The sequence below is a fragment of the Psychromonas sp. 14N.309.X.WAT.B.A12 genome (assembly GCF_030397575.1).
Classification (GTDB): Bacteria; Pseudomonadota; Gammaproteobacteria; order Enterobacterales; family Psychromonadaceae; genus Psychromonas.
Genome location: NZ_JAPNXS010000005.1, coordinates 124,704 through 150,733, shown reverse-complemented (window position 1 = coordinate 150,733; position 26,030 = coordinate 124,704). Strand labels below are relative to the sequence as shown.

The window sequence follows — 26,030 nt, the reverse complement described above, 5'->3', positions numbered from 1 at the left end:
GCGATTAGGGGGGAACTTAATCGCTTTTTATTAATGTCTGTATTCGAGTAACTTGTTAAAAGTGATAGGGCGGCTAAAGTAGTAACCTTGAAATTTATAACAGCCTAATTCAATCAAACAATTCACTTCTTTTTCAGTTTCGACACCCTCTGCAATAACCTCCATATTAACGCTTTTCGCAAGTTGGATAATCATACTAATGATAGCTTTATTACTTTGATCTAAATGAATGTCTGTGACAAAAGAGCGATCTATTTTAAGTAAACTAGCAGGTAGACGTTTTAGGTAGGCTAGCGAAGAATAACCGGTTCCAAAATCATCAATCGCACAGGTTACGCCAAATTTTAACAGGGTATTTAAACCATCAATAGACCGCTCTAAATTCCCCATCATAATACTTTCTGTTATTTCTATTTTTAACGAAGAAGCGGGGATTTGATATTTGTTAACCATGGCGATTACGTTGTTTACAAAGTCTCGTTTAGCAAGTTGTTTAGCGCTCACATTGATGGAGATTTGTTCGAAATAAGTAGGTAAAACACGTTGTCTTAAACGTTTTATATCTCGGCATGCTTGCTCTAATACATAGTTGCCTATTTCAATAATTAAATCACTTTCTTCAGCAATAGGGATGTAAACTGCGGGCGACTCATAACCTCGTGTTGGATGATTCCATCTTAACAATGCCTCTGCACCTATCATGTTATATAGATGATCGAATTGTGGCTGGTAATGTAATTCAAAGTCATTATTGATTAAGGCTTGTTTAATCTCCTTGGTATAACGTATATGTTGGTTAAGTTGTTCTGACATAATTAATTTATAAGCGAGGGCTTTATCTTTGGACTTTTTAAATGCTTCATACATCGCGATGCTGGCATTTTTAATAATATCTTGAGCTGTTTTACTGTTATCGGTAAATCGTTCATAACCAATAAAACAAGATAAAGAGAAGTTCCCTTCTGCCAGCTCAAAAGGGTGTTCAATGGTATGAATGATTTCAGCGATAATATCGCCAATGATAAGTTGTGCTTTCATCTTGTTTGCTGGTAAATGGTCAATAATTAAAATAAATTCATGACCATTAAAGATCGCAATAGTGGTCTCTTTGTCCGTAGAGTTTTTAATTCTATCCGCTACTTGTCGTAATACTTTATCGCCAACATGATAACCAATTGCATCATTAATACTTTTGAAATTCATTAAATTAATGGATAGCACATAACCTGTCTTTTTTTCTACTGTGGTTGCTTGGATAGCTTTAGTTAAGCAACGTTGTACTTCCATTCTGTTATATAAACCAGTTAAATCATCATGGGTAGCTTGATAACGAATTTGCGCCTCCACCTCTTTACGCATTTTAATTTCAAATACCATAGTGTGGTAATTGATAGAGGCGATACAACTATTAGTGAGTTTATTAATAACTTGCGGTAAGGCGCTTTGAATCTCTTTACTAAGGGCATTTTTTCGCTCAATAATAAAGACTCCAAATTCACCTAATTTAAACAAATAATAAAATGATGAGTTGAATTGGGTAACTTCTGAGTCAATATTTTTTTCGGAAAAATCTGTGACTAAATTCATTAACTGCGATGATTGATTTGTGTGGATTCCCTCTTTTCTAGTGGGGAAACTTAAAAAATGTTGAATAGAAGCGTCGTTATTTAGTTGGTATACAGGCGTGCCTTGCTTATCTTGCATGATGAAAATATGGTTATTAGTGGTATTCAAACATTGCCCAGCAAGGTGTAAGAATGTGTATAACATTTTCTTTAAATCAGTTTCTTCACCAATGGCTAATACTAATTGGTGCTGAATCGACATAATGTGCATCGCTGTATTCATTTAGCAGTTAAATCCTTAAAATGCGCCAAGTACCGTAGTCTTGTTAAGTAATCGAATAGATCCGTTATCCGTATTTGCAATTTCACCTAATGCCATGGCACCAATTAATGGCGTTTCTGGCAGGGTGTTTTGTATGATACTTAATTCCTCGTTGATATCTGTTCCAAGAAATGAATCCCTGCTGATGCAGTTAAACAATAGTAATGTCTTGTTTTCTTGTTTATCTAGAGCAATTTCATTAGCTACCTTTTGAGTAGAAGCTAACATTTTGTGTTTATCACTTTTTAGTAAATAAACCATTGAATTAACTAATACATTACCAACACATTCTAAATATGAAGCATTGGTTTGTATCGGATCCCTTACTAAAATTTCTCCATCTAAAGAGGCCATCCCTAGCGGAAAACTTTTTGCGTATTCGACAAAAAAGTTGTCTGATAGAGGCACAGCAACTTGTTGCTGAACCACCTTTTTATATAATGAAAAAGTTGATTGGTAATTTAACGAGTGGACATAATGCCCATCTGCGGAAGTAACTAAGTATGGGCCATCAGCAATTTCCCAACCATGACCGATGCTATTTATTAATGAGCAAGGTAGTGCAATAACTTGTGTGATATAACCTTTAACTCCTTGATTTGTATAAATGACAGGCCGCGGTAAAAAATCTAAAGAGCCTGCACCTCCACCAATGACAGTCACGCCTGAGCCCATATAATTATAAAAGTGGTCAACAAAATCTTCACTGGCATTGCATAATGCATCGGAAAGGATAAGAAAGCTTTTATGATGTTGAATAACTAAGCTATTGCTTTGAATGTACTGGTCAATATCACGTTCATCACTGTTATACATAGGGTAATTAATGATTTCTGGCTTAATTCTTAAACCAACAATAATCGCACCCTGTGAGTAATTTTTTCCGTGATATATAATCTTAGGAAACATACCTCCACCGATCGGTAACTGACAATCAGATAGTATTTTATTGATCTGTGGTTCAAGGTAATTGTTATCGACACAGGTCAATAACAACAGGCCTTGGATGTTTTCTTGGCAAACAATATTAATAGCTATGTTTAATTCATCTATAGAGGAACTGTTCGTAAATCGAACAATAGAAGCCTCTGTCATAACGCTTACTCCTTATTTAACAGTATTTAATATGGGGTGCTAAAATGACTTGGTAATATTTATGTGAAATAAAAATATAGCCTATTTTTTTTAATACACCTAAGTGTTTTATAATCAATATCCCACTTTGTGATTAGTTAGACTCTATTTCCTTCACTAAGTTGATTTGTATCTAGCCAGTTGGTGCGTATTTTAGGTGGGCTTTAAACTTTTATGTTTTTATAAAGTCGTATGTAGCCTGAAGATTAATCTTCAGTAAAGATATAATAATTGGATTCTTTTAATTCTATTATCCAGTACAATTAAACTATCATTTAATAAATAAGATACAGCATTCGACTGTTTCTTTTGATCCTACAGCCTAATAATAATGACTACTACAGAAGGAAAATAAATAGCTAATGTCATACCAACTTATACTGATCTGTATTGCTGCCTTAATTGGTATTGGTATTCTCCTACACCATCCATCGCGTACCTTTGGTATCCCTTCTTTGCTTATCTTTATGGGAGTAGGGTTATTATTTGGTAATGGTGAGTTTGATTTTGTTTACGATAATTTCGCATTAACATCAATAGTCGGTAGTATTGCGCTTAATATTATTGTATTTGTTGGGGGGCTAAACACCTCCAAAAGAAGTGTACGTGTTGCTTACCGTGAAGGAAGCGTTTTATCTACCTTGGGTGTGCTATTAACGACATTATTCTTTTCGCTTATTCTATGGTGGTTATTAGACTTCTCCTTTATTTTGTGTCTTTTATTTGCTGCCATTGTCTCCTCTACTGATGCTGCAGCGGTATTTTCTATACTACAATCTAAAAAATTAAAACTAAAAGAGAAAACGGATACAGTATTAGAGTTTGAATCTGCTACTAATGACCCGATTGCATTAATTCTAGTTGTTTTATTAACAGGAATGGCATTAACACCAGAAACTGCGGTATCTGTAAGTGATGTTAGCTTAGAGTTGGTCACGCAAATCTTTAGTGCTTTGTTTATTGCATTTTGTGTTGGACGCTTATGTATATGGCTGTTGAATCATATCAAGCTGGAAGAGTACGGCCTCATCCCAGTGTTTGTTTTAGTGAGTTTTGTTTTAGCTACTTATGGTAGTGAACTGGCTGGCGGCAATATATTACTCGCCTCTTATGTGGTTGGGGTAATAATTGGTAATGGTTTAAAGCGAGGCAGGGAAATAAGTAAACATTTTTTTAATAGCTTATCTTGGTTAGCGCAAGCACTAATGTTTATTGCACTTGGATTACAGATTTTTCCAAATCAATTATTTGATGTTTTATATCAATCGATTATACCTGCTCTACTATTAATTTTGATTGCTCGACCGTTAGCAGTGCAAATATGTTATCTGTTCTTCCCCAAAACAACTTGGAGAAAACGTTTGTTTATTTCCTCAATTGGTTTGAAAGGTGCAACGCCAATTGTATTTGCATTAATCCCAGCGGCAGCTGGCGTAGAATCATCTTTAATTATGGTTGATATGGTTTTCTTTATTGTTTTAATTTCTGTATTTTTGCAGGGGGCTGCCATTGAGCCTTTAGCTAAAAAGTTACAGCTTAATATAGAAAAATAAGAACCTCTTAAATATCACCTCATTTCTGCTTTTAACATTTAGCGTTAATAGTAGCTAAACAAGATAATAATATTGCTTGTTTAGCTACTCTATTAACGCTTTATTTCTGTTTTTTTAATTCGCGTTTTTTCAGTTTTACAGTGGAATAAACAGAGAAGATAGCAAATAAAATAAAGGCTAATGCAATCGGTCTATCGTATATAAATGACCAACTTCCTTCATACAAGATCAATGATTTTCTTAAGTTTGTTTCTGCCATCGGCCCCAGAATGATCGCCAATAAAATAGGTGAAGAGGGAATGTCGAGTTTATTTAAAATAAAGCCTAATAAACCAAACGTAATCGCAATACCCACATCAAACATTGAATTATTAATAGCATAAGCACCAATTACTGAAAGGAAGATAATAATAGGAATCATCATTATTTTAGGCACTTCTATAATCCTGCAAAAAAAGCGTATTCCTAAAAAACCAATAATTAACATCACTATATTAGCCACAATCATGGAGCTAAAAATCCCGTAAACAATTTCTGGGTTTTGTGTGAATAAAAGAGGCCCTGGTGTTAAACCTTGCACGATTAATGCGCCTAATAATACTGCTGAAACGGCATCACCTGGAACACCTAAAGTAAGTAAGGGCACTAATGAACCGCCTGTTACCCCATTATTACCTGATTCAGCTGCAGCTAAACCGTGCATAGAACCATTTCCAAACTCTTCGGGGTTTTTAGCAACTCGCTTGGCTTCGTTATAACAAGCAAAGGCAGAAATATCGGCACCAGCACCGGGAACAGAGCCAATAGAGGTACCAATCAATGCACTTTTAATACTGGTTGGTAAAATCTTTTTAAAGTCAGAGAAGCTTAAAAAATTGTAACTAAACTTTGGCGGGATATCCTGTTTATCACTGGCGATTTTTTCTAGTTGATTTAACCCTTCGGCAATGGCGAATAAACCAATTAACACAGGGATAATGTTAATGCCGCTGTATAGATCTAACACGCCAAAAGTGAAACGAGGAACACTGCTGATTGGATCTAATCCGACCATAGAGATTAATAAGCCTATAGTACCGGCTAATAAGCCTTTCATTATATTTTTAGCTGATACACTAGCAATAATCGTTAATCCAAATAAGGCTAATGCAAAGTATTCTGGCGCATTAAAGCGTAAAGCAAAGTCTGCTAGCATTGGGGCGACACCAATCAATACAACAGTACTGATTAAACCACCAATAAACGATGCAACAGCTGCAATACTTAATGCCTTTGCTGCAAGTCCTTTAATAGCCATTGTATGACCATCTAGTACGGTTGCAGCAGATGCTGGTGTACCAGGCGTTTTTAATAATATAGCGGCAATTGAACCACCATAAATGCCACCAATATAAACCCCAATTAACATTACTAATGCGGGGGTTGGCATCATTGAAAAGGTAAAAGGTAATAATATTGCAACGCCCATGGTAGCTGTTAATCCAGGGAGCGCCCCTAAAATTACCCCACCTAAAACACCTAATACTAATACCGGGAAAACCTCCATACTAAAGGCAGAGGCAAACCCACTGAGTAAATATTCCATCATAATAATAACCTAGAAAAAGAGTAAGCCTTCAGGCAGGGAGATAATAAACACGTCTGAAAATAAAAAGTAGATCGCTAAAACAAACACCCAAGCAACCACATAATAGATCGGTTTTTTAACGCGGTAATAAATTAAGTAGTAAGTAAAACCAATTAGGCTCGCTGGTAAATAACCCACCAAAGTAATTAAAGCTGCATAGCCTACTAATAAGGTAAAACCAAAAATAGAGTGGCTAGATAAAAGTGGCTGCTCCTGCTCGACCTGTTTCTTTCGTTGATGCTGAATAATCAACACACAGCATATTAAGATTTGAATCACGACAATTACAGTAGGAAAAAAACCAGCACCCACCGGAGAAGCTTGATATAGAGGCTCTGGAAATTGAGTGATAAAGCCCAATATGACTAAGCTTAAGATAATCACGAAGCTTGGTAGTACTAGATGGCGATTGAGCATCATACCTCCCATTTTATTGATTGAAAGATGGGTTAAGGCTGACCTTAACCCTATTTAGCGCCTGTTATTATTTAATAAACTGACTTAATACTTTGGTATCTTCTTTAACAAAGTCAGTGAACTCTTGTGCTTTTAATGGGTGAATAGTCATTGCACCTTTTGCCATGAACTCTTTAAATTGTTCAGAGGCCATTGCTTGATCAAAAGCGTTACCTAGAATTTCAATAATCTCATCAGGTGTGCCTTTAGGTGCGCCAATACCGCGCCATGTACCGGTTGTAACATCTAAACCTTGCTCTTTTAATGTTGGTACATCTGGAATGTAAGAGATGCGTTCTTCTGACATCACACCTAATGCTTTTAATTGACCAGAACGAAGTTGAGCAATTGCTTCACCAGGTGTCACCATAGTTACTTGCGTATGGTGACCTAGTACTGAAGGAATAGCTTCTGCCGAACCGTTATAAGGTACAGCATTTAATTTGATATCTTGGTTTTGCTCTAAGGCCATTAAGTAAAAGTTAGGAGCGGCAGTCGATGCGAATTTAACTTTTCCAGGTGTTTTCTTTGCTTCTGCGACTAAATCGTTGACCGTATTAAATGGGCTGTCAGCAGGCACTAAAATAACTGCAGGATCTAAGTTAACCATACGAATTAACTTAAAATCATCAGCTGTATGCTGCATTAATCCCATTTGTGGTAATGAAGCAATCTCACGAGTTACCACTGTTAACGTATACCCATCAGGTCTTTGCTGCGCGCCAAAGCTCATTCCTACCGCACCTGCGCCGCCAGTTCTGTTCATTACCGAAATACTGGTACCTAAAATATCTTTGGCACTGTTTGCTAAAGTACGGCCCACCGCATCTGTACCACCACCTGCGCCAAATGGCACAATTAGTCGTATATTTTTAGCTGGATAATCAGCTGCAAATGTACTTGCCGACATAATTAATCCTGCGCTGATCAGTGCTGTTTTAAGTAGTTTTCTCATCGTTTCATTCCTTTTATGGATAAAAATGGCTTCTTTCTTAATCACTATTTCTGACGTTTGTTTTAATCTTTAATAAAACAGTTTTATGTTTTTACCTGTAAAAATGAATCAAAAGCTGATTCAGGAAATTCAATAAAACAAACTTTATTTGTTAAAACTTTGTAATCGAAGAGTAAAGGAAGATTATTTTTTTAGCATTGCATAGGTCACGAAAGTGATCGACAAAATGCGTTCTTTGTCAGGAAATGAGATCTTTCATTGATTTTTGGTTTTTTTTACAACTAAATTTATCTGTTTCTTTATTGGTTTATTGTTTTATAAGTATGACTTAATGTGATTTTTCTCTTATTAATTTCTTCTTTTTCTATTAATGAAATAGAAGGTTTAATGAATTTTTTAAGATAACTAAGCTGTTATTTATCTATTTTTAGGTGTTTTATTTTTTATATTTAAAATAATAAATAGCTTTTTACATTGATTTTAAAAGGGATGGTTAAGGTTTTGGGCCCTGAGTTCTTGGCGTGATTATTAAATGTGTGGAGAAATAGTTATATTCATTTAATTGGTTATTCCATATTTGGGACGATATTCGATGAATATTTATTTTGTAATATTATAAACCTATGAAAGGGAGTGGTTTGGGTGTTAGTTGAACGCTAATGTTGTATATATAAATCGACATAATTAACCCTATTTCATCTATTTATCCTGTAGCATTATTTGGATAGAAGTGATTTCGTTGATAATAGATTCTTTGCTGCAACAGGCTTGGGTATATTTTAAATAGCCTCAGTTATGGGTAAGTAAAACGATGCAATATTGCTATTTTTGCAGACTTTTGCATTAAATCCTCCCGCTTTCACTTTCTAAAATTGAGGTTAAATAACACTGAATGTAGTGTTATTTTTGTAAGCTGAGTATATTCCTTATTTACCCCTCTCCATTTTAAAAGGATATTACGATGAGTATGATCAAAAGCAAATTAGCTTTTACTTTATTAGGTGCATTATTTTTTACTCAACCTGCTAGTTTAGTGTTTGCACATGCCGAACATTGTGGCATTAAAGAAACCGTATTGGGCGATACGATGAAGTATATTAAAAGCGAGTTAAGAGCTTACAACAAAGGTTTCAAGGCTGATAATAAAGCAGAAATGCAAGATCATATTAATGAATTGATTATGTTAAGTGGCAAGGCTGAAGCATTAATGCCAGTGGTCATTGAAAATATGGATGGTGAACATGGTGAATCATCTAATGAATTGACCGAACTGCAAAAACAGCAGTATAAGCAATACCAACAGCAAATAAGTGAAATGACTCATACCTTTAAAAAGATCAAAGCAAGTTCAGACCCTGCTGAGATCAGCTCATTGTTAGAAATAGTGAATCAACAGAAAAAACAAGGGCATAAATCTTTCCGCCAAAACTGTAAAAATTAGCGGTAGATTGATTAACGCAGTACAATAATACTGCGTTAATCTAAAACTTTAACGGTTGGCTAAAAATACTTTCGAAGGATCAACCAGTAATCGCTTACCAATCGCCTCACGTCCGAATAGCATTAGATAGTTCATATCAGCACGGTCAGTTAAGGTTATTTCAATCGGCCATGTTTCACTGCCTAAGGTCATCGGTGTTTCAATGACATAACGTTCCTCTGAAGTACCGTTGGATGACTTAATCTTGCGAATGTCACTAATTAAAGCGCTACAAGAAATCAACCTTTTGACATTATGAATATCAGGGTGAATATCAAATTTTACCCAAGGTTGTCCCTTGTCCATATACTTGACAATATTATCAACATGTAATGATGAGGTCTTTGCTCCAGTATCAACACGCACTTGCATCTCTTTAATACCTAGTTCAGGTAAATCTATTGATTCAAGGCGACCAATAATCATTTTATCTTTAGATTGCATGTTATTTATTTCCTGTCGCACTGGTACGATTTAAATCATCTTCAGGGCGCAAGAAATCTTGTACTGATTCAATGTGCTCAAATACTGCTTCATCGTCTTCTTTAAAGTATGCAATATGGAACATAGCTTCACCTTCTTGCACTAGTGGTATATTTTGTTGGCCAATTAAAATACCAGAGCGAGTTGCTTTAACGACCCCTAAAATTTCACCATAAGGGCTGCCGATTTCTGCTAGTTTATCGCCACTTGTTACGCGGTCACCTAGTTCAACTAAATGTTTAACAACACCACTGGCATTGGCACGTAACCAGCCGCTGCTATTGGCAATATAAGGTTCTTTTAACTTACGTTTTGAGGTTATTTGACGCATCATTTTTAGGTGGCGCAACACATTCTCGATGCCTTTAATACCGGCATTAATTGAGAAATCATCAAAGCGCAATGCTTCACCTGCTTCGTATAAAAGTACTTTAGTACCATTGTCCACAGCAGATTCACGTAATGAACCATCTACTACATTAGAGTGTAATACCACTGGGCATGCAAATATTTGTGCTAATGTTTTAGTTTCAGGGTCGTTCATGTCACCACGGATTTGTGGCAAGTTAGAGCGGTGGATTGCCCCCGTATGTAAATCAATTCCATAGTCACAATGTTGCACTATTTGTGTTAAAAATATGTGTGCGACACGCGCCGCTAATGAACCCTTTGCTGACCCTGGAAAGCAGCGATTTAAATCGCGTCGATCTGGCATATAACGACTTTGATTCACAACACCATAAACATTCACCATAGGCACTGCAATTACAGTACCGCGGATTATTTTAAAATTAGGTTTATTAATTAAACGACGAATAATTTCAATACCGTTTAACTCATCACCATGTACAGCTGCACTAATAAAAATAGTGGGGCCATCTTTAGCTCCACGGATAATTTGTACAGGCAATGATACTTCAGCATCTGTATATAACTTGGCAACGGGTAATTCAATTTTACATTGTGTACCCGGTAAAATATCAAACTCGCCAATGCGTAATGTTTTCATCTAATTAACCTCGACCACGTGTTTTATTGGTTGTTGTTTTTGGGCTTTTTTCAAGAAAATCGAAAACCATGCCCGCGATGTTCATGCCCGTTGCTTTTTCAATACCTTCTAAACCAGGAGAAGAGTTAACCTCCATTACCATTGGTCCGTTTTCTGAACGTAATAGGTCAACACCACAGAAATTCAGACCCATTATCTTAGCGGCATTAACGGCTGTCTCACGTTCTTCTTTGGATAGTTTGACCACCACTGCTGAGCCACCACGATGTAAATTAGAGCGGAATTCACCCTCTGCCCCTTGGCGTTTCATTGCCGCTACAACGCGTCCGCCTATTACCAAACAACGAATGTCTGCGCCGCCAGCTTCTTTAATAAACTCTTGGACTAAAATATTCGCTTTTAGTCCCATAAATGCTTCGATAATACTTTCTGCTGCTTTAGCTGTATCTGCTAATACAACACCTATTCCCTGTGTGCCTTCAAGCAGTTTAATTACCACTGGCGCGCCACCAACGTTTTTAATTAAGTCTTTAATATTATCTGGTTTATTAGCAAAGCCTGTACGTGGCATGCCGATACCTTTTCGCGATAATAATTGCATTGAACGTAATTTGTCACGAGAGCGGCTGATTGCCACTGATTCATTAATATTAAAAGTGCCCATCATCTCAAATTGGCGAGCAACAGCGGTTCCATAGAAAGTCACCGATGCACCAATACGTGGGATAATAGCATCGTATTGCGGTAGCTCTTCACCATGATAGCGTACCGTAGGGCGGCTACTAGTAATATCCATGTAACAATGTAATGTGTCGATGATATCAACTTGATGGCCTTGTGCTTCACCAGCTTCTTTTAAACGACGAGTAGAGTATAAGTTTGGATTTCTAGATAAGATGGCAATTTTCATGAGTTAATTCCTATGTGATATTTCACAGATTATGTTGCGATAGTGTTCGCATAAAAGGTTAAAAATCTGAGCAAAATAGGAACTCTTGCAGATAACTGCATACTAGCCATATTGACTATTTTTAGTGTATTTAATGGTGACTCAGATTAAGTGCGTGGAGTGTATAAACAAAACGCTATATAATAAAATTAATTGTTTTGTGGTCTTTGATTAAAAATTTTGATTAGTGGTGAGTGTATGAAAATAGAGTTATTAAAAACATTTTTAGAAGTTAGTCGCTCATTACATTTTCGTATCGCATCAGAAAATCTATTTATCACTCAATCTGCTGTTAGTGCTCGAATTAAGTTATTAGAAGATGATTTAGGGGTACTATTATTTGACAGAAGTAATAGAAATTTAAAGTTAACACCGGAAGGTCATAGACTCATTAAGCATGCAAATGAATTGATTTTGATGTGGCAAAAAACCAAGCAAGACGTGGGTATCAGCGCACAACATTCAATGCAGTTAGTAGTAGGGGCAAAAAGTACTATTTGGGATATTGTATTACAGAACTGGCTACAAAAAATTCATTTAAATATTGATGAGGTGAGCTTATTAACCAACACTTACAATGCACCGGAGTTACGTAAGAGTTTGTTGAATAGAGTGGTGGATATTGGTTTCTTGTTTGAGCCAACTTTTGTCGGTGAGATTATTTCTGAAAAAGTAGCAACTGTACCACTGCACTTAGTTACAACTAATCCTGATTATGTATATAACCAAGTGCAATTACAGGACTTTATTATGGTGGACTATGGAGAATCAATTGCGGCACAGTATTTGCGCGAGTTTCCAGATACACCAGAAGCGAAACATTTTATGAGTCAACCGAGAATTGCTTTAAACTTTATTTTAGATGCCGGTGGTTCTGCTTACTTACCAAGACAAATTACTTTTGAATACTTAAAGAGTAATCAACTATTTTTAGTTGATGATGCGCCAGTATTTCGTCGTGATATTTATGCCAATTACTTGGCGAATAATCAAAAAATAGAAATGATAGAGCAAGTTTTACAACTATTCCCACATGTGAGAACGTAAATAATCCCAATACTGGATAAGAAAAGTGGAGCAACACTGCTATTTATATGGATTTATGCGTTAAATTACTTTTCAATAACCCGTTATTTCCTCAATCATTCTCCTTAATTACGCAAAATTACAGCACTGTCTAATGAGTTATCTAACCATTTGATTTTAATTTTTTTAATCATGGCTGAGGTTAAATGATAAAGACTAAAAAGAAAGGGCACTATGAAGTATGCCCTTAAAGAAAATTAGAGTAATAAAAGACTTCCCAGACCTAAGAAAACAATAAATCCAAAAATATCGGTGACGGTTGTTAATACCACTGAACCTGATAAGGCAGGGTCAATATTGAATTTATTCAATATCCAAGGTACCCACACACCAGATAAAGACGCAATTACGATATTACCCAAAATAGAGATAAAAATAGTTAACGATAGTAATGGGTTATCGAACCAGACAAAGGTAATAGCACCGATCACAAAGGCCCATAATATGCCATTTATAGCGCCTACTTTCAGCTCTTTTGCTATGATGCTTTTCTTATTGGCATCATTAATTTGCCCTAAAGCTAAACCGCGAATAATTAGGGTGATGGTTTGACTCCCAGAAATTCCTCCCATAGAAGCCACCACTGGCATTAATACAGCTAAAGCAACCACCTGCTGAATAGTGGCTTCAAATAAGCCAATAAACCATGATGCTAAAAAGGCAGTGACTAAGTTAATACCTAACCATACAGCTCGATTCTTTGAGCTTTGCCATACGTTGCTAAATAGGTCTTCCTCTTCAACTAGACCACCAGATTGATTTAATTGTGCTTCTAATATTTGTTCTTTATAACGGTAAGCTGTTGGTAAATCCAAACGACCTGTTAAACACCGGTTTTCATCGATTACAGGTAAAGCTGAACGGTCTAAATCAATGAGTTTTTCAGAAGCGTCCGCAATATTCTCATTGCTTAATATGTACTCAATATTCTTCTCAATGGCGTCCTGATATTCTTGGTCGCTTTGTGCTTTGAAGATAGCATTGAGTGCAATTTCTCCTACCAATACCGCATTATCATCGACTATATATATTACTTCAGTAAAGGTCGGTAATTTTTTACTACATACTTTTTTGACAGCCGACAGTTTTAAACGTTGTGGTATTTGAATCTCGGTAAAGTTTTGCCAGTGACCCACTTCATCTAGCGCATAATCACATGATTTTTTATATAAACTACGTTGTTTAGCGTTCATGTTGCTAACAGCGTAGTCAATAAACCGGTCATTTAAACTTTCAGAAAGTTCTAATAGATGTACCGCGTCTAACTTGGTTAACAATGGAAAACATTGCTCATCTTCTAAAGTATTGAGTAAAAGTTCTCTAGACTCATGTTTCATGACGATAAAGATATTTTGCTGTGCTTCATCGCTAAGCGCTTCCCATAAATTAAGTCTTAATTTAAGTGGAAATGACTCTAATAAAATGGCAATTTGCTCATCAGACAGTTGCTCGTAGATCTCTGTTACCAGCGACTGTATATCTTCTTCGGCTTCAAAATGATGATTAATTTTATCGATATAATCAGGTAATAAATCTAATGACATCATGCCTCCTGTTATTATTGAGGTTATCGTGGGCAGTATAAAACAGCATTGTTTGCTGCTATCACTTAATTTGAATGATCGCTTTTATTATTCATTTGTTGCTGTTCAAACCACAATTTCATGAAGTCAGCTGTCAATGATTGTTCTATCTCGAGTGCGCGTTCAGTAGGGCAAAAAATAGTGAAAATAAGTTGTGTATCACCAATATCTGAAGTTGCAACTTGGATGTGCGGTTCAGGGCCTGCTATATGAACATCCAAACGGTTTTCAATGAGTTGGTTATAACGTATAGCAACATCATTAAAATCGGCGCAATAACCATGTGCTTTTTCGTATAAAATATCTAAAAACACAAAAGGATTAACACTGCCGTCTCTGGTAATTGTGAAATGGTGCATCGCGTAACGTTTTAAAAAGTTTAAGTTTTTAATGGAAGAAGTGATTAATTTGCTGTTAGGCACATATAAGGTTTTACCAGTGTACTCGTAAGAATCACTATTGACCTCTAAGAGGGTTAATTTTGCCCAATCAATAGAGTGTACTTCACCGTAATAATCACCTACTTGTATCCAGTCGCCAATTCGAAAAGGGCGGCTCGATACAATATATAAAAAACCAATAAAGCATTGAATAAATTCTCTGGTCGCGATCACGATGGCAACCACAAAAGCGGCAATGGAGATGGCAAATTTATGGAACTCTTCAGCCCAGATATTAAAAATACCAATGAAGATGAGTATTGTAATAGTATTATTTACAATATTGATTTTTAAACGTTTATTATTTTTACCTTTTTTTTCTACTACTTTTAAAAGGTAAATTTTACAGGTTACTAACACTAAAATTAAGATGATAGTGAGTACCGTATTATTATTCATTAACGCTTGAAAAAAAGTGTTGCTTGAGAGATCTATTGACTGTAGTTTTTCAAACATAATTAGTATTACCTGTGTTAATAACTTTCTATTTTATTAATTTTAACAATAACTTACTTTAATCTCATTAATTAATCATTAATTTAATGAGTACTCGCTTTTACTTATTGTTTGTTGATCGTTAATGAACCATCAATATGTAAATCACGTTGCGGATAAGCAACACAAATATTGTGCTCTTCAAATAATTCCTCTAAGCGGAATCGAATATTGCTACGCATTACCCGTAAACCACCTTCCGCGCTAGAGTCCAACCAAAAGGTCACTTCAAACATTAAGGCATTATCACCAAAGTCTTCGAAGGTCACTACGGGCGCTGGATGCTCTACTATTTTCGTTTGTTCTGTCGTTGCTTGGGCAATAAGGTCTGCAACTTTTCTAGCTGGTGAGCCATAGGCAACACCGACTTTTACCGAGGATCTCACTAAACTATCAATTAATGTCCAATTGACCACGGTATTTTCTAATAGTTTACTATTAGGGATCAGTAAATGAACGCCATCAACGCGTTTAATACGGGTTGAACGGGTATTGATCTCCTCTACTACACCTTTAGCATCTTCAACCTCCAAAAAGTCTCCGATGCGAATAGGGCGCTCCCACATTAATATCCAACCACTAATGAAGTTGTTAATAATATTCTGAGCCCCAAAACCAACGCCAATAGCAATCGCGCCAGAGAGAAAGGCAAAAGCAGTAATTGGCACATTAATCAGCTCTAAAGTCGTAACTAATAAAATAGCCATGGCAATGATATAGAAAACACGCATTAACAGGTGAATCACATTGGGATCGACTTTTTTAGAAATAAGGCGCTTGGTAATTAATTTAGCAATCCAACGCGTTAAAACGATACCGATTAAGATCACCACAGGGATCAACAACAGATGTGTTACAGTAATCGCTTGACCAGATACGGTGATTAGCTTGTAGGATAAAATATTGTTAATTTGTGATAAGTCCATTAAGTGCTCCTCTAGGCTTGGTATTGTTCACAACAAGTCTCGCTAGTTTAGTTCATTTCAAACTTAAGGTATTGATATTGTATTAAAATATTGGCTTATTTTTTTACTCCTGCAAGAGACATCGCTTTTCTAGTGGAAAATAACGGATTGCTAATACAGTCAGTTTGTATTGAGGTTAGCTGAATAATAAAAGGTGACTAAAAGTAAAACCTAGCTTAACCTCAACTTTGTTAGTATTAAATCATCTAGAAAGAGAAATATTATGATCAGATGTATGTTATTAAAATCAGATAAATCGTGTACTTATGGCGATCAGTCTTTAATTGAGTTATGGCAACAAAATCCAAGTTATCAAATCTGGATAGATTTTGACGGTCACGATCAGGCTCAAGAAAAAAGTTTGTTGAAAGAGTTAGGTTGTCATTCCTTGGCGATCAGCGATGCGCAACGAGATCGTCATCCACCTAAAATTGAATTGTTTGATAACTATATCTTCATGCTGTATCGAGGTATTTATCACCCAGGTGATGATTTAGTCTTTGAACATTTACAAATAAGTATGTTCGTTGGCACTAATATAGTGATCACTTCTCATCGTAAAACATCGATGTCTATCGACAAGTTATTTAGCGAAGAAGGGAAGAAGTATTTATCAAAAAGCCCTATCACTTTAGCATTGCGTATTTTCCATTATAGCTGTGGTATTTATCTGCAAAAACTATTTGAATTTGAAGAAAAGTTAGAGTCTATTGAGGATAAGTTTCAACTCGGTGGCGACGATAAAATGATGCAAGAGATCACCCTGTATCAATCGCGGTTAACTAAGCTAAAACGTACTTTTAATTATCATAGTAATATTGGTAGCGAATTAAAAATATTAGTGACTGATGAGACGCCAATTATCAATCAAGCTGATTTGCATACTGTTACTGATGTCCATGAACGTATCGAGCGTTTATTAAGCTTATCGCAAATGCATTACGATATTTGCAGCGACTTAGTGAATGGCTATTTATCAGTAACTTCACACCAATTGAATGCCACGATGCGAGTATTAACGGTTATCACGGCTATCTTTATTCCATTGGGTTTTTTAGCCGGTTTATATGGGATGAATTTTGAATATATTCCAGAGTTGAAAGTAGCTAATGGTTATTTCTATCTACTCGGTTTTATGAGCTTTATTTCTATTAGTTTAGTTCTACTCTTTAAGAAGAAACGATGGTTATAAACAACCATCGTTAATTGATAATAGGTGCCTTGTATTTAGGGCTCCTTTTATCTTGTTTTACACTTTATAACCGATTATTTTTTTACACGAAGTTAACCACAGCGGGCTAATCAATAGCGATAATGCAATAACACAGATCGCTAATTGGTAACCGTAAGCATTGATTATATTAGATTGTTTTCCAACGGCTGCTAATACAAAGCTAAACTCACCAATTTGCGATAACAGCGCACCTGTATAGATACTTTCTTTCCATGAAAAGTCAGACATCTTCAAAATACCCGCATTAATAAAAGTATTAATTAACAATGCTGCAATTACTAAAGAGGCCACCTGTAAACAGTTGGCGATTAAGAAATCCAAGTCCAACATCATGCCTACAGAGATAAAGAATAGCGCGACAAACAAGACCTTTAAAGAATTTAAGTTATGATGCACCCATTGCGTTTCTTTTGCTGCTCCGATCAACATACCACCAAGGAATGCTCCTAACGCAGTAGAAAGTTCAAACCACGCGGTTAACATGGATAAACCAAAGCAAATACCTAACCCTGCAAACAACTGTAACTCATGGTCATGCTTTAACCACTTAGACAGTGGAATATGTACCTCTTTTTTGATAATAATAAAGGCCAATAAAGCGGCTGCAGCGATAGAGCCGATAACTTGTCTGCCTACATGAGCACTCTCAACAGCATCGGTCTGGTATAAACCAATAATGATTAGCATTGGAATAATTGCTAGGTCTTGAGCTAATAGAATTGCTAATGCACCTTGTCCGACTTTGGAGTCTAAGGTGTTGGTATCTTGTAATAGCTTGATCACAATAGCGGTGCTACTCAAACTGATTACAAAGCCAATAAGAATAATACGTTCGATACCCCAGTGGAAAAATAATCCTAAAACCCAAACAAAGGTTACGCTAAGAATAATTTGAAAAAGGGTACCAAAAATCGCCAGTTTCCAGTTTTCTACTAACTTTTTGGGGTCGGTTTCCATACCAACAAAAAACAATAGAAATACCACACCAGCAGCGCCTAAGCGAGCAATGTTCTCGGTGTCGGTAATTAATGAAAGTCCCCATGGACCAATAATAATGCCCACTATCAAGTAAGCAACAACATGTGGTTGGTGAAATAACTTTAGAATAAAACCTAAAGCCAACACTATAAAAATGATACTAACCATTTGTGGCATAAAAGGATCTAAGTGCATAACAACTCTTTAGTCATGTTAGGCGTTATGCCTATATTTTAATTAACTATATTAAAGCTAATTAGTTGTTTTAGGCATTGTATAACGCGCAAATTGTAATGGTGAGAATAGTACAATATACTCGATTAACCCCTAATTCATGTGAATTTATAAATGATAAAAGAACAATTTATTTGGTTTATCGACAGTCGCTTTTTTTACCAAACTAAGTCATTGGATAAGATGGTTCATCTGATCCTGCCCAACCAAAAAACACTGAAAATCATCATTGATGCAAGTGCACAATTAAAGGGGCGCGGATATTGGCATTTATTTGCAGAGAAAGAAATATTATCTGATGAAATAATGGCAAAAATTGAGTTAAAAAAAGCACAATTAGTTAAATTCTTCGCGATGAATGCTATTGATGTGGAGGTTAGCATCAATAAATCCACCGATTATCTATCGGTTTTAAATGCAGAGATAGCGAATGACTCACAGAGTTTAGTGGTTATCGAAGATAATGCAGTCGCCCAGCGACACTCTATTTTCCAACGTCTCACCGCGATTAACGCGCCGTTACTATTATTAAGTAAGCAGGCTTGGCATCAACCCTTAAGTATTGTGGCTGCCGTTGATCCACTTCACGAGCATGCTCGCTCGGGCGCACTTGATGCGAATATTGTTGCATTGGCTGAACGTTGGGCTAAGCCGTTAAAAGCAAGTTGGATGGTAGCACATTGTTATTATGTGACTTCGGTACTAAGCCAGTATAAAAGTAAGGTGCTATCCCAACATAAACAAGGTTTGATGGATTTTGCTAAAAAGCACCGAATTGCTACAAACCAGTGTGTTTTATTAGAGGGTGTGCCTGAAGAGGTATTAGCGACATATATTAATAAAAATAGCTGTCATATTTTAGTGATGGGGTTAGTGACTCGTAACAAGTTAGAGCAACTCTGGGTTGGTAGTACTACAACGGCACTCTTAAATGAGTTGCCTTGTGATCTATTATTATTGAAAAAATAACGACCAGTCAATGACACCAAAGAATACAAAGATTGCTTTGGTGTCATCTCCTTTGTTAATGATTCCTCACTCGGTAAATATCCAGCAGTGCAATGAGCCACACTGCCAACATAAGATAAGAATAGACATCTAACATTTGCATACTTCCTGCTGCTGAAGTGTTTAGCGCATTTGAAAGGGACGATACATCCATACCTATTTGGCCATGTTCAATTTGGGCGACAACTTGGTTAGCCTTTTCCATTATTTTCTTGAATAGTAATATCATGGGAATTGAAAACCCAATGATAAACACTAGTGCAGAAATATAGCGCTTTAAAGAAAGATGGCCGACACCGGGATATATAAGTGCTGAGAGTAACGCTGCTTTTAATGATTTATTCATGATCTAACCTGATAGCTTGGGATAAAAGTGGGTTGTTTAATCTTTTTTGGAAACACTTAATTAGTGTGATGAGGACTAGTTGGTGTTAACGTTAATGCATCATATAGTAATTATATCGTTTCTCATCTTTTTCACCGTTCAAAGCAATCATGGTATTGCTTAACTGAATCTGTTGACGATATTTATATTTATATTTATCTGTGCGAATGTTAAGGGGCTTACAATGATTCTTGATTCCTTTAAATTAACAGGGAAAGTTGCGCTAGTAACCGGTTGTAACACCGGATTGGGTCAGGCGATAGCGCTCGCTCTCGCCGAAGCTGGATCCCATATTGTTGGTGTTAATCGCAGCGCTCCCTCTGAAACGATGAAAAAAATGCAAGCTAATGGTCATCGTTTTCTTGACCTTAGGGCAGATCTGCTAAAGCAGGCACAAATTCCTTCTCTTATTGAACAAACCATCAAAGAATATGGGCGCATTGATATTTTAGTCAATAACGCGGGCATCATTCGTCGAGAGGATGCCATCGATTTTACTGAAAAAGATTGGGATGACGTTATGGATGTAAATGCTAAAACTGCATTTTTTATGTCTCAAATGGTGGCAAAACAGTTTATTAAGCAAGGTGATGGCGGAAAAATTATTAATATTGCTTCCATGTTATCTTTTCAAGGAGGCATTAGAGTACCGTCTTATACCGCTTCTAAAAGTGCGTTAATGGGATTGACTCGTGCAATGGCTAATGAGTGGGCCGCGCATAATATTAATGTAAATAGCATTGCTCCGGGTTACATGGAAACCAATAATACGACTGCATTAAGAGAAGATTTGGAACGAAATGAAGCTATTTTAGCGCGGATCCCTGCACAACGTTGGGGAAAACCCGTTGATGTTGCTGGACCCTGTGTTTTTCTAGCGTCAGAAGCTGCTAGTTATATGCATGGTTACACGATCGCCGTGGATGGTGGTTGGTTAGCGCGTTAACTGACTTTAATGAGAGTACTCAATTTATGAACGACCAGTTATTTTTCGCACAGTTATTAGGCTTTCTAAGCTTTTTACTTGGAGTGTGTACATTTTTCCAAAAGGACGATAAAAAGTTAAAAATTATGATGGTGGTGTTTAACTTAAATCACCTTGTACATTATTTGTTATTAGGCTCGATTGTTTCTGCGTTAAGTGCTTTATTATCTGCGTTTAGAACGGTAACAGCTATTTACGTTTCTTCTCTTGTTGTCGCTTTATTGTTTATTGTAATAGGGCTTAGTAGTGCTATCTATTTTGCTGACAGCATTTGGGAACTATGGCCTATGCTAGGCATGAGTATTGGTACTTATGCTGTGTTTGTTTTAAAAGGGATTAAAATGCGCATTGCCTTTTTAATTGGGGCGGTATGTTGGTTAATTAATAATATTTTAGTTGGGTCTATTGGAGGTACATTATTAGAGGCAACATTAATAACGGTAAATCTAAGTACCATTATACGTTTAGTAAGGGATAACCGACAAATGGCTAAAGTTGAAGAAAGTGTGATAGGGCATTAAGTGACACAGCTCATACCCTATTTTTAACCATTAACCATTAATCTGAAGCAGTTACTTTAGCCAATTCCGGTACCATCTCATCTATTAAATATTGGATTGATAAATAGCTGAAGAAAGAGAAAGCTCCTCCCACAAGATCGCCTGTAAAGTATTCTTTATGGTCTTTATAGAAAGACATACGTTCTCGGAAGATAGCTGTGCTAGCACTTTCGACCGCTTCCTCTGAGGCTAGCCAAACAACAATATCATTATTTAAAAGATCTAATCGCTCTTCACTGAATGAAGCATAAAAAGCATCACCAGCAATTTGGTCAATTTCTTCAGGGATAATAAAGCCTAAACTCATTAAGAATTGAGAGCGAAGATCTTTGCTGGCATAAGCACCGGGCTGTTTATTATAATAAAAAGCAACAGCTGCCGTTTTTCCCTCAAATTCGGGATGTTGTGATTTAACTTCTTGTAGTTTTTGCTGTAATGAGGTGACATGTTGTTTAGCCACGGCTTCAAAGCCTAGTGCTTTTCCAATCATTAAATGTCGAACATCCCAAGGAATGGTCCATTTTTCATAATCACTAGGACCTGCGAGTGTCGGTGCAATTGAATTTAGCTTTTGGTACTCCTTTTCATCTAAAGCGGCAGACACGCCTATGATGAGGTCGGGTTTTAGCGCTGCTATTGTTTCGTAATCTATTATCCTAGGATCAAGTAGCACAGGTTTAGCATCACCTAGTGCTGATTGTGCCCATGGCCACACACCGTAAGGTTGGTTACCATACCAATCACGTATTGCGATCGGCTTAACGCCAAAAGATAAAATATCATCATGGTCAACTTGCCCTACCGAAACGACTTTTAATGGCTTTTTATCAATGCTTAATGTGCCATATTGATGTGTTAATGTGACAGAAAAAGCCAAAGCATTGATGCTGAGACATAAAGCGATTAATCCTACTATCCATTTCATAACAATTCCTTAGATTATGTTTTTTTCGTCATTAATAAGTAAGCGAATAAAGGCGCGCCAATTAATGCGGTGACTGACCCTGCAGCCAGTTGTGTTGGTGCAAATAAATTTTTACCAATAATATCCGCAGCTAACACTAAAATAGCGCCAACTAATGCAGTTAAAAATAGATGATTTACAGGACCGCAACGTACTAATTTGCGAGCTAAATGCGGTGCTAACAACCCAATAAATCCTAATGGTCCTACGACAGCTGTTGCAACTGCAGCTGCTGCCACGGAAATGGTAAGCTGAATGAGCATGATGGCCTTCAGATTAATGCCTAACCCAATGGCAACTTCATCACCTAAGCTGATCACTGACATCATTCTCGCTTGGTACAGTGTTAGAGATATGATCAAGATAAAAGCCATACATAGCATATTGACATCGTGCCAGTTACTATTATGTGTACTGCCAGCTAACCAGGATAGTGCTGCCATTGCAGAGGGCAAGTCACCGTAGGTGAGTAAACTAGAAATGATAGCGCTGATAAAGGCTGCAACACCCACCCCTAATAAAATGAATTTAAGAGGGTGGTCATTACCTCGCAATAGTTGAATAACAATAGTAATGCTAACAGCCCCTAAAAAGGCAGCAATCTCACGCCAGTCATCAATATAATTAGGGAATAAAATAGTCAACGTCACAACGGCTAAGGCCGCACCTTGGCTGATCCCAACTAAGCTTGGGTCAGAAAGTGGGTTACGTGTCATATTTTGTAATAATGCACCTGATAAAGCGAATAGGGCACCACTCAATATAGCAACTAAACTTCTTGGTAAACGAAACTCCCATATAATAACGTCGGTTTGTGGATCGATTACTGACTGTTGCTGTCCTAGTAAACTCATCACGCTATCATGTAATGAAAGAGGGTAACTTCCTTGTGTTGTAGCAAATAAAAAAGTAGCTAAAAGCAGAGAAAATAAAAAGGCTGAGCATAACAAAGCGTAGCCGTTAATGCGTAATGAGATGGCTTGATTAAATAAGCGTAAAGTGAAATGCATTAACGAACCCTCACTTTCACTAACCAAATAAATAATGGTGCACCAATCAAGATCGTGATTAATCCTGTCGCTATTTCATGTGGTTGAATTAACCAACGAGCTAGGGTATCAACAAATAATAGGTATACCGCACCGAGTAAAATACAGTAAGGAATAATCCAACGATAATCTGCACCAACCCAGAACCGGACCACATGCGGGATAACTAAGCCAATAAAACCGAGAGGTCCAGCTAAGGCAACGGATACAGATGTTAAGATAACAACGCAAGTCAATAACTGCCATTTACGACGGGGAATATTAATCCCTAACCCTGTGGCGACCTCCTCTCCCATAGATAAAGCAGTCACACTTGGAGCAAGCATAATGGCAGCAACCAAACCTATGATGATCCAAGGTAAGCACCAGTAGAGGGTTGCTAAGTTACTAGCTAGCAATGAGCCTACCAACCAAGTGCGCATTTCTTCAAAGGTGTGTTGGTCTAGCAGATGGTGTATAGCTAATAACGCCCCAGTAAAAGCGGTAAAAGCAGAACCAGACAAAATTAAACTTAAGGGGGTAATACCACCTGTAACACGTGATGCGATACTCCATACAATGATTGCACTGATTAAAGCACCTATAGCAGCAACTAAAGGTAGCCAAACTAAAGAAGCGCTACTGACGAAAGTCGACCAATAGACTACCCCTAATGCAGCTCCGGTGAGCATGCCTAGTAGTCCTGGATCTGCTAAAGGGTTGCGTGTGACGCCTTGCATTAATGCACCTGAAACCGCTAAACAAGCACCAACACAGATTGCGATTAATGCTCTAGGTAATCGTAGCTCCTGAATAATCAGGTGATTAAAATTATCTTGGTTGTAAGCATAAAAAGATTGTATCAATTCATCGATGGGGATGATTTTGGTACCAATCGATAAATGCCAGATGAATGCAAACAGTAATAAACCTAGCATGATCAATATGCCTGACCAGCTTAGCCATTTTGAACGAGTCATGATGCTACCTGAGAAGATTGTTGAGTCATTGGAATGCACAGTAAAGCATCACTGTCGGGATCTTTCATGACCTTCGCGGTTAATCCAAATACAGCTTGCAGGTTATCAGCATTAAATACCTGATCAGGTGTACCTTGTGCATATACCTTACCTTCTTTCATCATGATTAAATGGTCAGCATAGGTGGCGGCTAAATTAAGTTCGTGTAACACAATAACTAGGGTACGTTGATGCTGGTGGGCTAAGTCGCTGAGTAAGTTTAATAGGTCAACTTGTACTTTTAAGTCTAAGTAAGTGGTCGGCTCATCTAATAAAATAATATCTGTCTGTTGTGCTAATACCATAGCAATCCAACATCGTTGTCGTTGACCACCTGATAAATCAGCAATAGAACGGTCTGCTAGCATTTCAACATTTGCTTGCTGCATTGCTTGTTCAACCGCTTGCTCATCCTCTTTACTCCATTGCTTTAAAAAGCTTTGGTGTGGGTAACGCCCCTGTGAGACTAACTCTTTAACCGATAAACCTTCTGGTGCGATTGGCCCTTGTGGCAATAAGGCCATCATTTTAGCCACTTTTTTAGCTGGTTGCTGATGAATGGCTTTGCCATTTAACAATACTTGACCACTAATGGGAGGGAGTACACGGGCTAAACATTTTAATAGAGTTGATTTTCCACATCCATTAGAGCCTATTAATATGCTAATTTTTCCTGGTTGAATAGTTAAATCAACGCCTTTAACAACAGGCATTGAATAGCCCACAACTAGGTCATGGGTGGTTAGGCTAATAGGTAAAGCAGTTTGTTGATTGGTTAAACTCATGATTAGAATCTTATTGTTTATTTTTATGTACTTTTGGGCAATCTGCACAGAGGTTTTCATTTATCTTATCAGCAAGGCAGCAACTGCTTCTGATGAAGTCGATAGTCTTATCATGTCGAGGTTTTAACGAATCCAATAACTTGTGGGGCAAGCCCATGGCATCAACCCAGAGCTGAGCATGTAATAAAATATCTTGATCATTAAAACCTGTTACTAATTCTTTTACTTTCAGTAAATTACCAAAAATTAAATCGGCAACAAAACGATGGGCATAACCTGGACGACAGCGCTCAATGTGATCAAGCTGTATTCGGTAATGTTCAATCAAAGGGGCAAGTTGTGATCCTGCTTGTACGATCAATTGCTTTATATCGCCTGCTAACATTGTATTATTTTGGAATACATAGCCAATAATTGCATTGTGCTGACGTTGTTGTTTAAAACAGGAAAAATCTGGTAATTTTTGTAGCCCATAGATACTGATAAAAGCGATATAGATGGGTTGCCAACATAATAGATGCCAAGTTCTAGCTTGGTAGTAAGCATTACCTGCATTAGGGAGGTGATGTTTTAAATCATTTTGTAATGCACGGATAGTAGCTTGGTCATAATGATTTCCCTTAAGCCACTGGTCATCTTCAAGCGTCATTAACAATGATGAATCTACATCTTCAAACTTACCCTCTAAATAGGGGATAACTTGCTTGCATAAGTTAAACATGGAGGTGAGTGAATCTGGTTTTTTAGC

General features: G+C 36.9%; 25 protein-coding genes. 7 read left to right on the top strand and 18 right to left on the bottom strand.

Annotation, left to right across the window (positions count from 1 at the left end; all coding sequences use genetic code 11):
* Positions 1-30: 30 nt before the first annotated feature.
* Together OW492_RS08575 and OW492_RS08570 are read right to left on the bottom strand one after the other, a co-directional pair.
* Positions 31-1,848, bottom strand: coding sequence for a bifunctional diguanylate cyclase/phosphodiesterase (locus tag OW492_RS08575; protein ID WP_290039517.1), 1,818 nt, complete (start codon positions 1,846-1,848; stop codon positions 31-33).
* A gap of 15 nt (positions 1,849-1,863) precedes the next feature.
* Positions 1,864-2,982, bottom strand: coding sequence for an FIST C-terminal domain-containing protein (locus OW492_RS08570; RefSeq protein ID WP_290039516.1), 1,119 nt, complete (start codon positions 2,980-2,982; stop codon positions 1,864-1,866).
* 401 nt (positions 2,983-3,383) lie between these two features.
* On the opposite strand from OW492_RS08570, the gene OW492_RS08565 reads away from it, so the two are divergent.
* Positions 3,384-4,574: a potassium/proton antiporter gene (locus OW492_RS08565; RefSeq protein WP_290039515.1), complete on the top strand. Its 1,191-nt coding sequence runs from the start codon at positions 3,384-3,386 to the stop codon at positions 4,572-4,574.
* Between the two features lie 100 nt (positions 4,575-4,674).
* On the opposite strand, the gene OW492_RS08560 is transcribed toward OW492_RS08565, so the two are convergent.
* The 3 genes from OW492_RS08560 to OW492_RS08550 all read right to left on the bottom strand — a co-directional run bounded on the left by OW492_RS08560 (position 4,675) and on the right by OW492_RS08550 (position 7,612).
* Positions 4,675-6,162, bottom strand: a complete 1,488-nt coding sequence (locus OW492_RS08560) for a tripartite tricarboxylate transporter permease (RefSeq protein WP_290039514.1) — start codon at positions 6,160-6,162, stop codon at positions 4,675-4,677.
* A gap of 9 nt (positions 6,163-6,171) precedes the next feature.
* Positions 6,172-6,621, bottom strand: a complete 450-nt coding sequence (locus OW492_RS08555; protein ID WP_290039513.1) for a tripartite tricarboxylate transporter TctB family protein — start codon at positions 6,619-6,621, stop codon at positions 6,172-6,174.
* 64 nt (positions 6,622-6,685) lie between these two features.
* The gene (locus tag OW492_RS08550) at positions 6,686-7,612 is read right to left on the bottom strand and encodes a tripartite tricarboxylate transporter substrate binding protein (RefSeq protein ID WP_290039512.1); all 927 of its coding nucleotides are present in this window, start codon (positions 7,610-7,612) and stop codon (positions 6,686-6,688) included.
* Positions 7,613-8,573: 961 nt separating this feature from the next.
* On the opposite strand from OW492_RS08550, the gene OW492_RS08545 reads away from it, so the two are divergent.
* On the top strand, positions 8,574-9,053 hold the full coding sequence (locus OW492_RS08545) for a cytochrome b562 (RefSeq protein ID WP_290039511.1): 480 nt from the start codon (positions 8,574-8,576) through the stop codon (positions 9,051-9,053).
* A 48-nt stretch (positions 9,054-9,101) separates the two neighbouring features.
* Here OW492_RS08545 and OW492_RS08540 read toward each other — a convergent pair whose 3' ends face one another.
* Genes OW492_RS08540 through rimK form a run of 3 tightly spaced genes read right to left on the bottom strand, consistent with a single transcriptional unit; the run spans position 9,102 to position 11,494 of the window.
* Positions 9,102-9,536, bottom strand: coding sequence for an ATP-dependent zinc protease (locus tag OW492_RS08540; RefSeq protein ID WP_290039509.1), 435 nt, complete (start codon positions 9,534-9,536; stop codon positions 9,102-9,104).
* A 1-nt stretch (position 9,537) separates the two neighbouring features.
* Positions 9,538-10,584, bottom strand: coding sequence for a succinylglutamate desuccinylase/aspartoacylase family protein (locus tag OW492_RS08535; RefSeq protein WP_290039508.1), 1,047 nt, complete (start codon positions 10,582-10,584; stop codon positions 9,538-9,540).
* A gap of 4 nt (positions 10,585-10,588) precedes the next feature.
* On the bottom strand, positions 10,589-11,494 hold the full coding sequence (rimK, locus tag OW492_RS08530; protein ID WP_290039507.1) for a 30S ribosomal protein S6--L-glutamate ligase: 906 nt from the start codon (positions 11,492-11,494) through the stop codon (positions 10,589-10,591).
* Between the two features lie 237 nt (positions 11,495-11,731).
* Between rimK and OW492_RS08525 the strand changes: the two genes are divergently transcribed.
* Positions 11,732-12,580, top strand: a complete 849-nt coding sequence (locus OW492_RS08525; protein WP_290039506.1) for a LysR family transcriptional regulator — start codon at positions 11,732-11,734, stop codon at positions 12,578-12,580.
* Between the two features lie 236 nt (positions 12,581-12,816).
* Here OW492_RS08525 and OW492_RS08520 read toward each other — a convergent pair whose 3' ends face one another.
* From OW492_RS08520 to OW492_RS08510, 3 genes are all read right to left on the bottom strand, one after another.
* A complete protein-coding gene (locus OW492_RS08520; protein ID WP_290039505.1) occupies positions 12,817-14,163 on the bottom strand; it encodes a magnesium transporter in 1,347 nt (448 codons plus the stop codon).
* Between the two features lie 65 nt (positions 14,164-14,228).
* Positions 14,229-15,098, bottom strand: a complete 870-nt coding sequence (locus tag OW492_RS08515) for a mechanosensitive ion channel family protein (protein ID WP_290039504.1) — start codon at positions 15,096-15,098, stop codon at positions 14,229-14,231.
* A gap of 104 nt (positions 15,099-15,202) precedes the next feature.
* Entirely contained in the window at positions 15,203-16,063 is an 861-nt protein-coding gene (locus tag OW492_RS08510; protein ID WP_290039503.1) for a mechanosensitive ion channel domain-containing protein, read from the bottom strand.
* A gap of 262 nt (positions 16,064-16,325) precedes the next feature.
* On the opposite strand from OW492_RS08510, the gene OW492_RS08505 reads away from it, so the two are divergent.
* Positions 16,326-17,294: a magnesium transporter CorA family protein gene (locus OW492_RS08505; RefSeq protein WP_290039502.1), complete on the top strand. Its 969-nt coding sequence runs from the start codon at positions 16,326-16,328 to the stop codon at positions 17,292-17,294.
* A 57-nt stretch (positions 17,295-17,351) separates the two neighbouring features.
* Here OW492_RS08505 and OW492_RS08500 read toward each other — a convergent pair whose 3' ends face one another.
* A complete protein-coding gene (locus OW492_RS08500) occupies positions 17,352-18,509 on the bottom strand; it encodes a cation:proton antiporter (protein ID WP_290039501.1) in 1,158 nt (385 codons plus the stop codon).
* Positions 18,510-18,662: 153 nt separating this feature from the next.
* Between OW492_RS08500 and OW492_RS08495 the strand changes: the two genes are divergently transcribed.
* Positions 18,663-19,517, top strand: coding sequence for a universal stress protein (locus tag OW492_RS08495; protein ID WP_290039500.1), 855 nt, complete (start codon positions 18,663-18,665; stop codon positions 19,515-19,517).
* A gap of 55 nt (positions 19,518-19,572) precedes the next feature.
* Here the strand turns inward: OW492_RS08495 and OW492_RS08490 are convergent, their stop codons facing one another.
* Positions 19,573-19,902, bottom strand: a complete 330-nt coding sequence (locus OW492_RS08490) for a hypothetical protein (RefSeq protein WP_290039499.1) — start codon at positions 19,900-19,902, stop codon at positions 19,573-19,575.
* Positions 19,903-20,125: 223 nt separating this feature from the next.
* Between OW492_RS08490 and kduD the strand changes: the two genes are divergently transcribed.
* The gene (kduD, locus tag OW492_RS08485; protein ID WP_290039498.1) at positions 20,126-20,887 is read left to right on the top strand and encodes a 2-dehydro-3-deoxy-D-gluconate 5-dehydrogenase KduD; all 762 of its coding nucleotides are present in this window, start codon (positions 20,126-20,128) and stop codon (positions 20,885-20,887) included.
* Positions 20,888-20,913: 26 nt separating this feature from the next.
* A complete protein-coding gene (locus OW492_RS08480; protein ID WP_290039497.1) occupies positions 20,914-21,447 on the top strand; it encodes a YgjV family protein in 534 nt (177 codons plus the stop codon).
* 37 nt (positions 21,448-21,484) lie between these two features.
* Here OW492_RS08480 and OW492_RS08475 read toward each other — a convergent pair whose 3' ends face one another.
* Genes OW492_RS08475 through OW492_RS08455 form a run of 5 tightly spaced genes read right to left on the bottom strand, consistent with a single transcriptional unit; the run spans position 21,485 to position 26,003 of the window.
* Positions 21,485-22,411, bottom strand: a complete 927-nt coding sequence (locus OW492_RS08475) for an ABC transporter substrate-binding protein (RefSeq protein ID WP_290039496.1) — start codon at positions 22,409-22,411, stop codon at positions 21,485-21,487.
* A gap of 14 nt (positions 22,412-22,425) precedes the next feature.
* Complete coding sequence (locus tag OW492_RS08470; protein WP_290039495.1) at positions 22,426-23,460, bottom strand: iron ABC transporter permease; 1,035 nt, start codon at positions 23,458-23,460, stop codon at positions 22,426-22,428.
* Entirely contained in the window at positions 23,460-24,458 is a 999-nt protein-coding gene (locus OW492_RS08465) for an iron ABC transporter permease (protein WP_290039494.1), read from the bottom strand. The genes OW492_RS08470 and OW492_RS08465 overlap by 1 nt, the downstream gene beginning before the upstream one ends.
* The gene (locus OW492_RS08460; protein ID WP_290039493.1) at positions 24,455-25,282 is read right to left on the bottom strand and encodes an ABC transporter ATP-binding protein; all 828 of its coding nucleotides are present in this window, start codon (positions 25,280-25,282) and stop codon (positions 24,455-24,457) included. Before OW492_RS08460 ends, OW492_RS08465 begins: the two co-directional genes overlap by 4 nt.
* Positions 25,283-25,292: 10 nt before the next feature.
* A complete protein-coding gene (locus OW492_RS08455; RefSeq protein WP_290039492.1) occupies positions 25,293-26,003 on the bottom strand; it encodes a siderophore ferric iron reductase in 711 nt (236 codons plus the stop codon).
* Between the last annotated feature and the right edge of the window lie 27 nt (positions 26,004-26,030).

What these genes read in the sequence shown, in the direction of transcription:
- OW492_RS08535 (WP_290039508.1), bottom strand. Translation starts at nt 10,584, where the DNA reads ATGAAAACATTACGCATTGGCGAGTTTGATATTTTACCGGGTACACAA.
- OW492_RS08495 (WP_290039500.1), top strand. Translation starts at nt 18,663, where the DNA reads ATGATAAAAGAACAATTTATTTGGTTTATCGACAGTCGCTTTTTTTAC.
- OW492_RS08565 (WP_290039515.1), top strand. Translation starts at nt 3,384, where the DNA reads ATGTCATACCAACTTATACTGATCTGTATTGCTGCCTTAATTGGTATT.
- OW492_RS08550 (WP_290039512.1), bottom strand. Translation starts at nt 7,612, where the DNA reads ATGAGAAAACTACTTAAAACAGCACTGATCAGCGCAGGATTAATTATG.
- OW492_RS08465 (WP_290039494.1), bottom strand. Translation starts at nt 24,458, where the DNA reads ATGACTCGTTCAAAATGGCTAAGCTGGTCAGGCATATTGATCATGCTA.
- OW492_RS08475 (WP_290039496.1), bottom strand. Translation starts at nt 22,411, where the DNA reads ATGAAATGGATAGTAGGATTAATCGCTTTATGTCTCAGCATCAATGCT.
- OW492_RS08505 (WP_290039502.1), top strand. Translation starts at nt 16,326, where the DNA reads ATGATCAGATGTATGTTATTAAAATCAGATAAATCGTGTACTTATGGC.
- OW492_RS08515 (WP_290039504.1), bottom strand. Translation starts at nt 15,098, where the DNA reads ATGTTTGAAAAACTACAGTCAATAGATCTCTCAAGCAACACTTTTTTT.
- rimK (WP_290039507.1), bottom strand. Translation starts at nt 11,494, where the DNA reads ATGAAAATTGCCATCTTATCTAGAAATCCAAACTTATACTCTACTCGT.
- OW492_RS08490 (WP_290039499.1), bottom strand. Translation starts at nt 19,902, where the DNA reads ATGAATAAATCATTAAAAGCAGCGTTACTCTCAGCACTTATATATCCC.
- OW492_RS08460 (WP_290039493.1), bottom strand. Translation starts at nt 25,282, where the DNA reads ATGAGTTTAACCAATCAACAAACTGCTTTACCTATTAGCCTAACCACC.
- OW492_RS08520 (WP_290039505.1), bottom strand. Translation starts at nt 14,163, where the DNA reads ATGTCATTAGATTTATTACCTGATTATATCGATAAAATTAATCATCAT.
- OW492_RS08560 (WP_290039514.1), bottom strand. Translation starts at nt 6,162, where the DNA reads ATGATGGAATATTTACTCAGTGGGTTTGCCTCTGCCTTTAGTATGGAG.
- OW492_RS08510 (WP_290039503.1), bottom strand. Translation starts at nt 16,063, where the DNA reads ATGGACTTATCACAAATTAACAATATTTTATCCTACAAGCTAATCACC.
- OW492_RS08545 (WP_290039511.1), top strand. Translation starts at nt 8,574, where the DNA reads ATGAGTATGATCAAAAGCAAATTAGCTTTTACTTTATTAGGTGCATTA.
- OW492_RS08525 (WP_290039506.1), top strand. Translation starts at nt 11,732, where the DNA reads ATGAAAATAGAGTTATTAAAAACATTTTTAGAAGTTAGTCGCTCATTA.
- OW492_RS08540 (WP_290039509.1), bottom strand. Translation starts at nt 9,536, where the DNA reads ATGCAATCTAAAGATAAAATGATTATTGGTCGCCTTGAATCAATAGAT.
- OW492_RS08555 (WP_290039513.1), bottom strand. Translation starts at nt 6,621, where the DNA reads ATGATGCTCAATCGCCATCTAGTACTACCAAGCTTCGTGATTATCTTA.
- OW492_RS08480 (WP_290039497.1), top strand. Translation starts at nt 20,914, where the DNA reads ATGAACGACCAGTTATTTTTCGCACAGTTATTAGGCTTTCTAAGCTTT.
- kduD (WP_290039498.1), top strand. Translation starts at nt 20,126, where the DNA reads ATGATTCTTGATTCCTTTAAATTAACAGGGAAAGTTGCGCTAGTAACC.
- OW492_RS08575 (WP_290039517.1), bottom strand. Translation starts at nt 1,848, where the DNA reads ATGAATACAGCGATGCACATTATGTCGATTCAGCACCAATTAGTATTA.
- OW492_RS08500 (WP_290039501.1), bottom strand. Translation starts at nt 18,509, where the DNA reads ATGCACTTAGATCCTTTTATGCCACAAATGGTTAGTATCATTTTTATA.
- OW492_RS08455 (WP_290039492.1), bottom strand. Translation starts at nt 26,003, where the DNA reads ATGTTTAACTTATGCAAGCAAGTTATCCCCTATTTAGAGGGTAAGTTT.
- OW492_RS08570 (WP_290039516.1), bottom strand. Translation starts at nt 2,982, where the DNA reads ATGACAGAGGCTTCTATTGTTCGATTTACGAACAGTTCCTCTATAGAT.
- OW492_RS08470 (WP_290039495.1), bottom strand. Translation starts at nt 23,460, where the DNA reads ATGCATTTCACTTTACGCTTATTTAATCAAGCCATCTCATTACGCATT.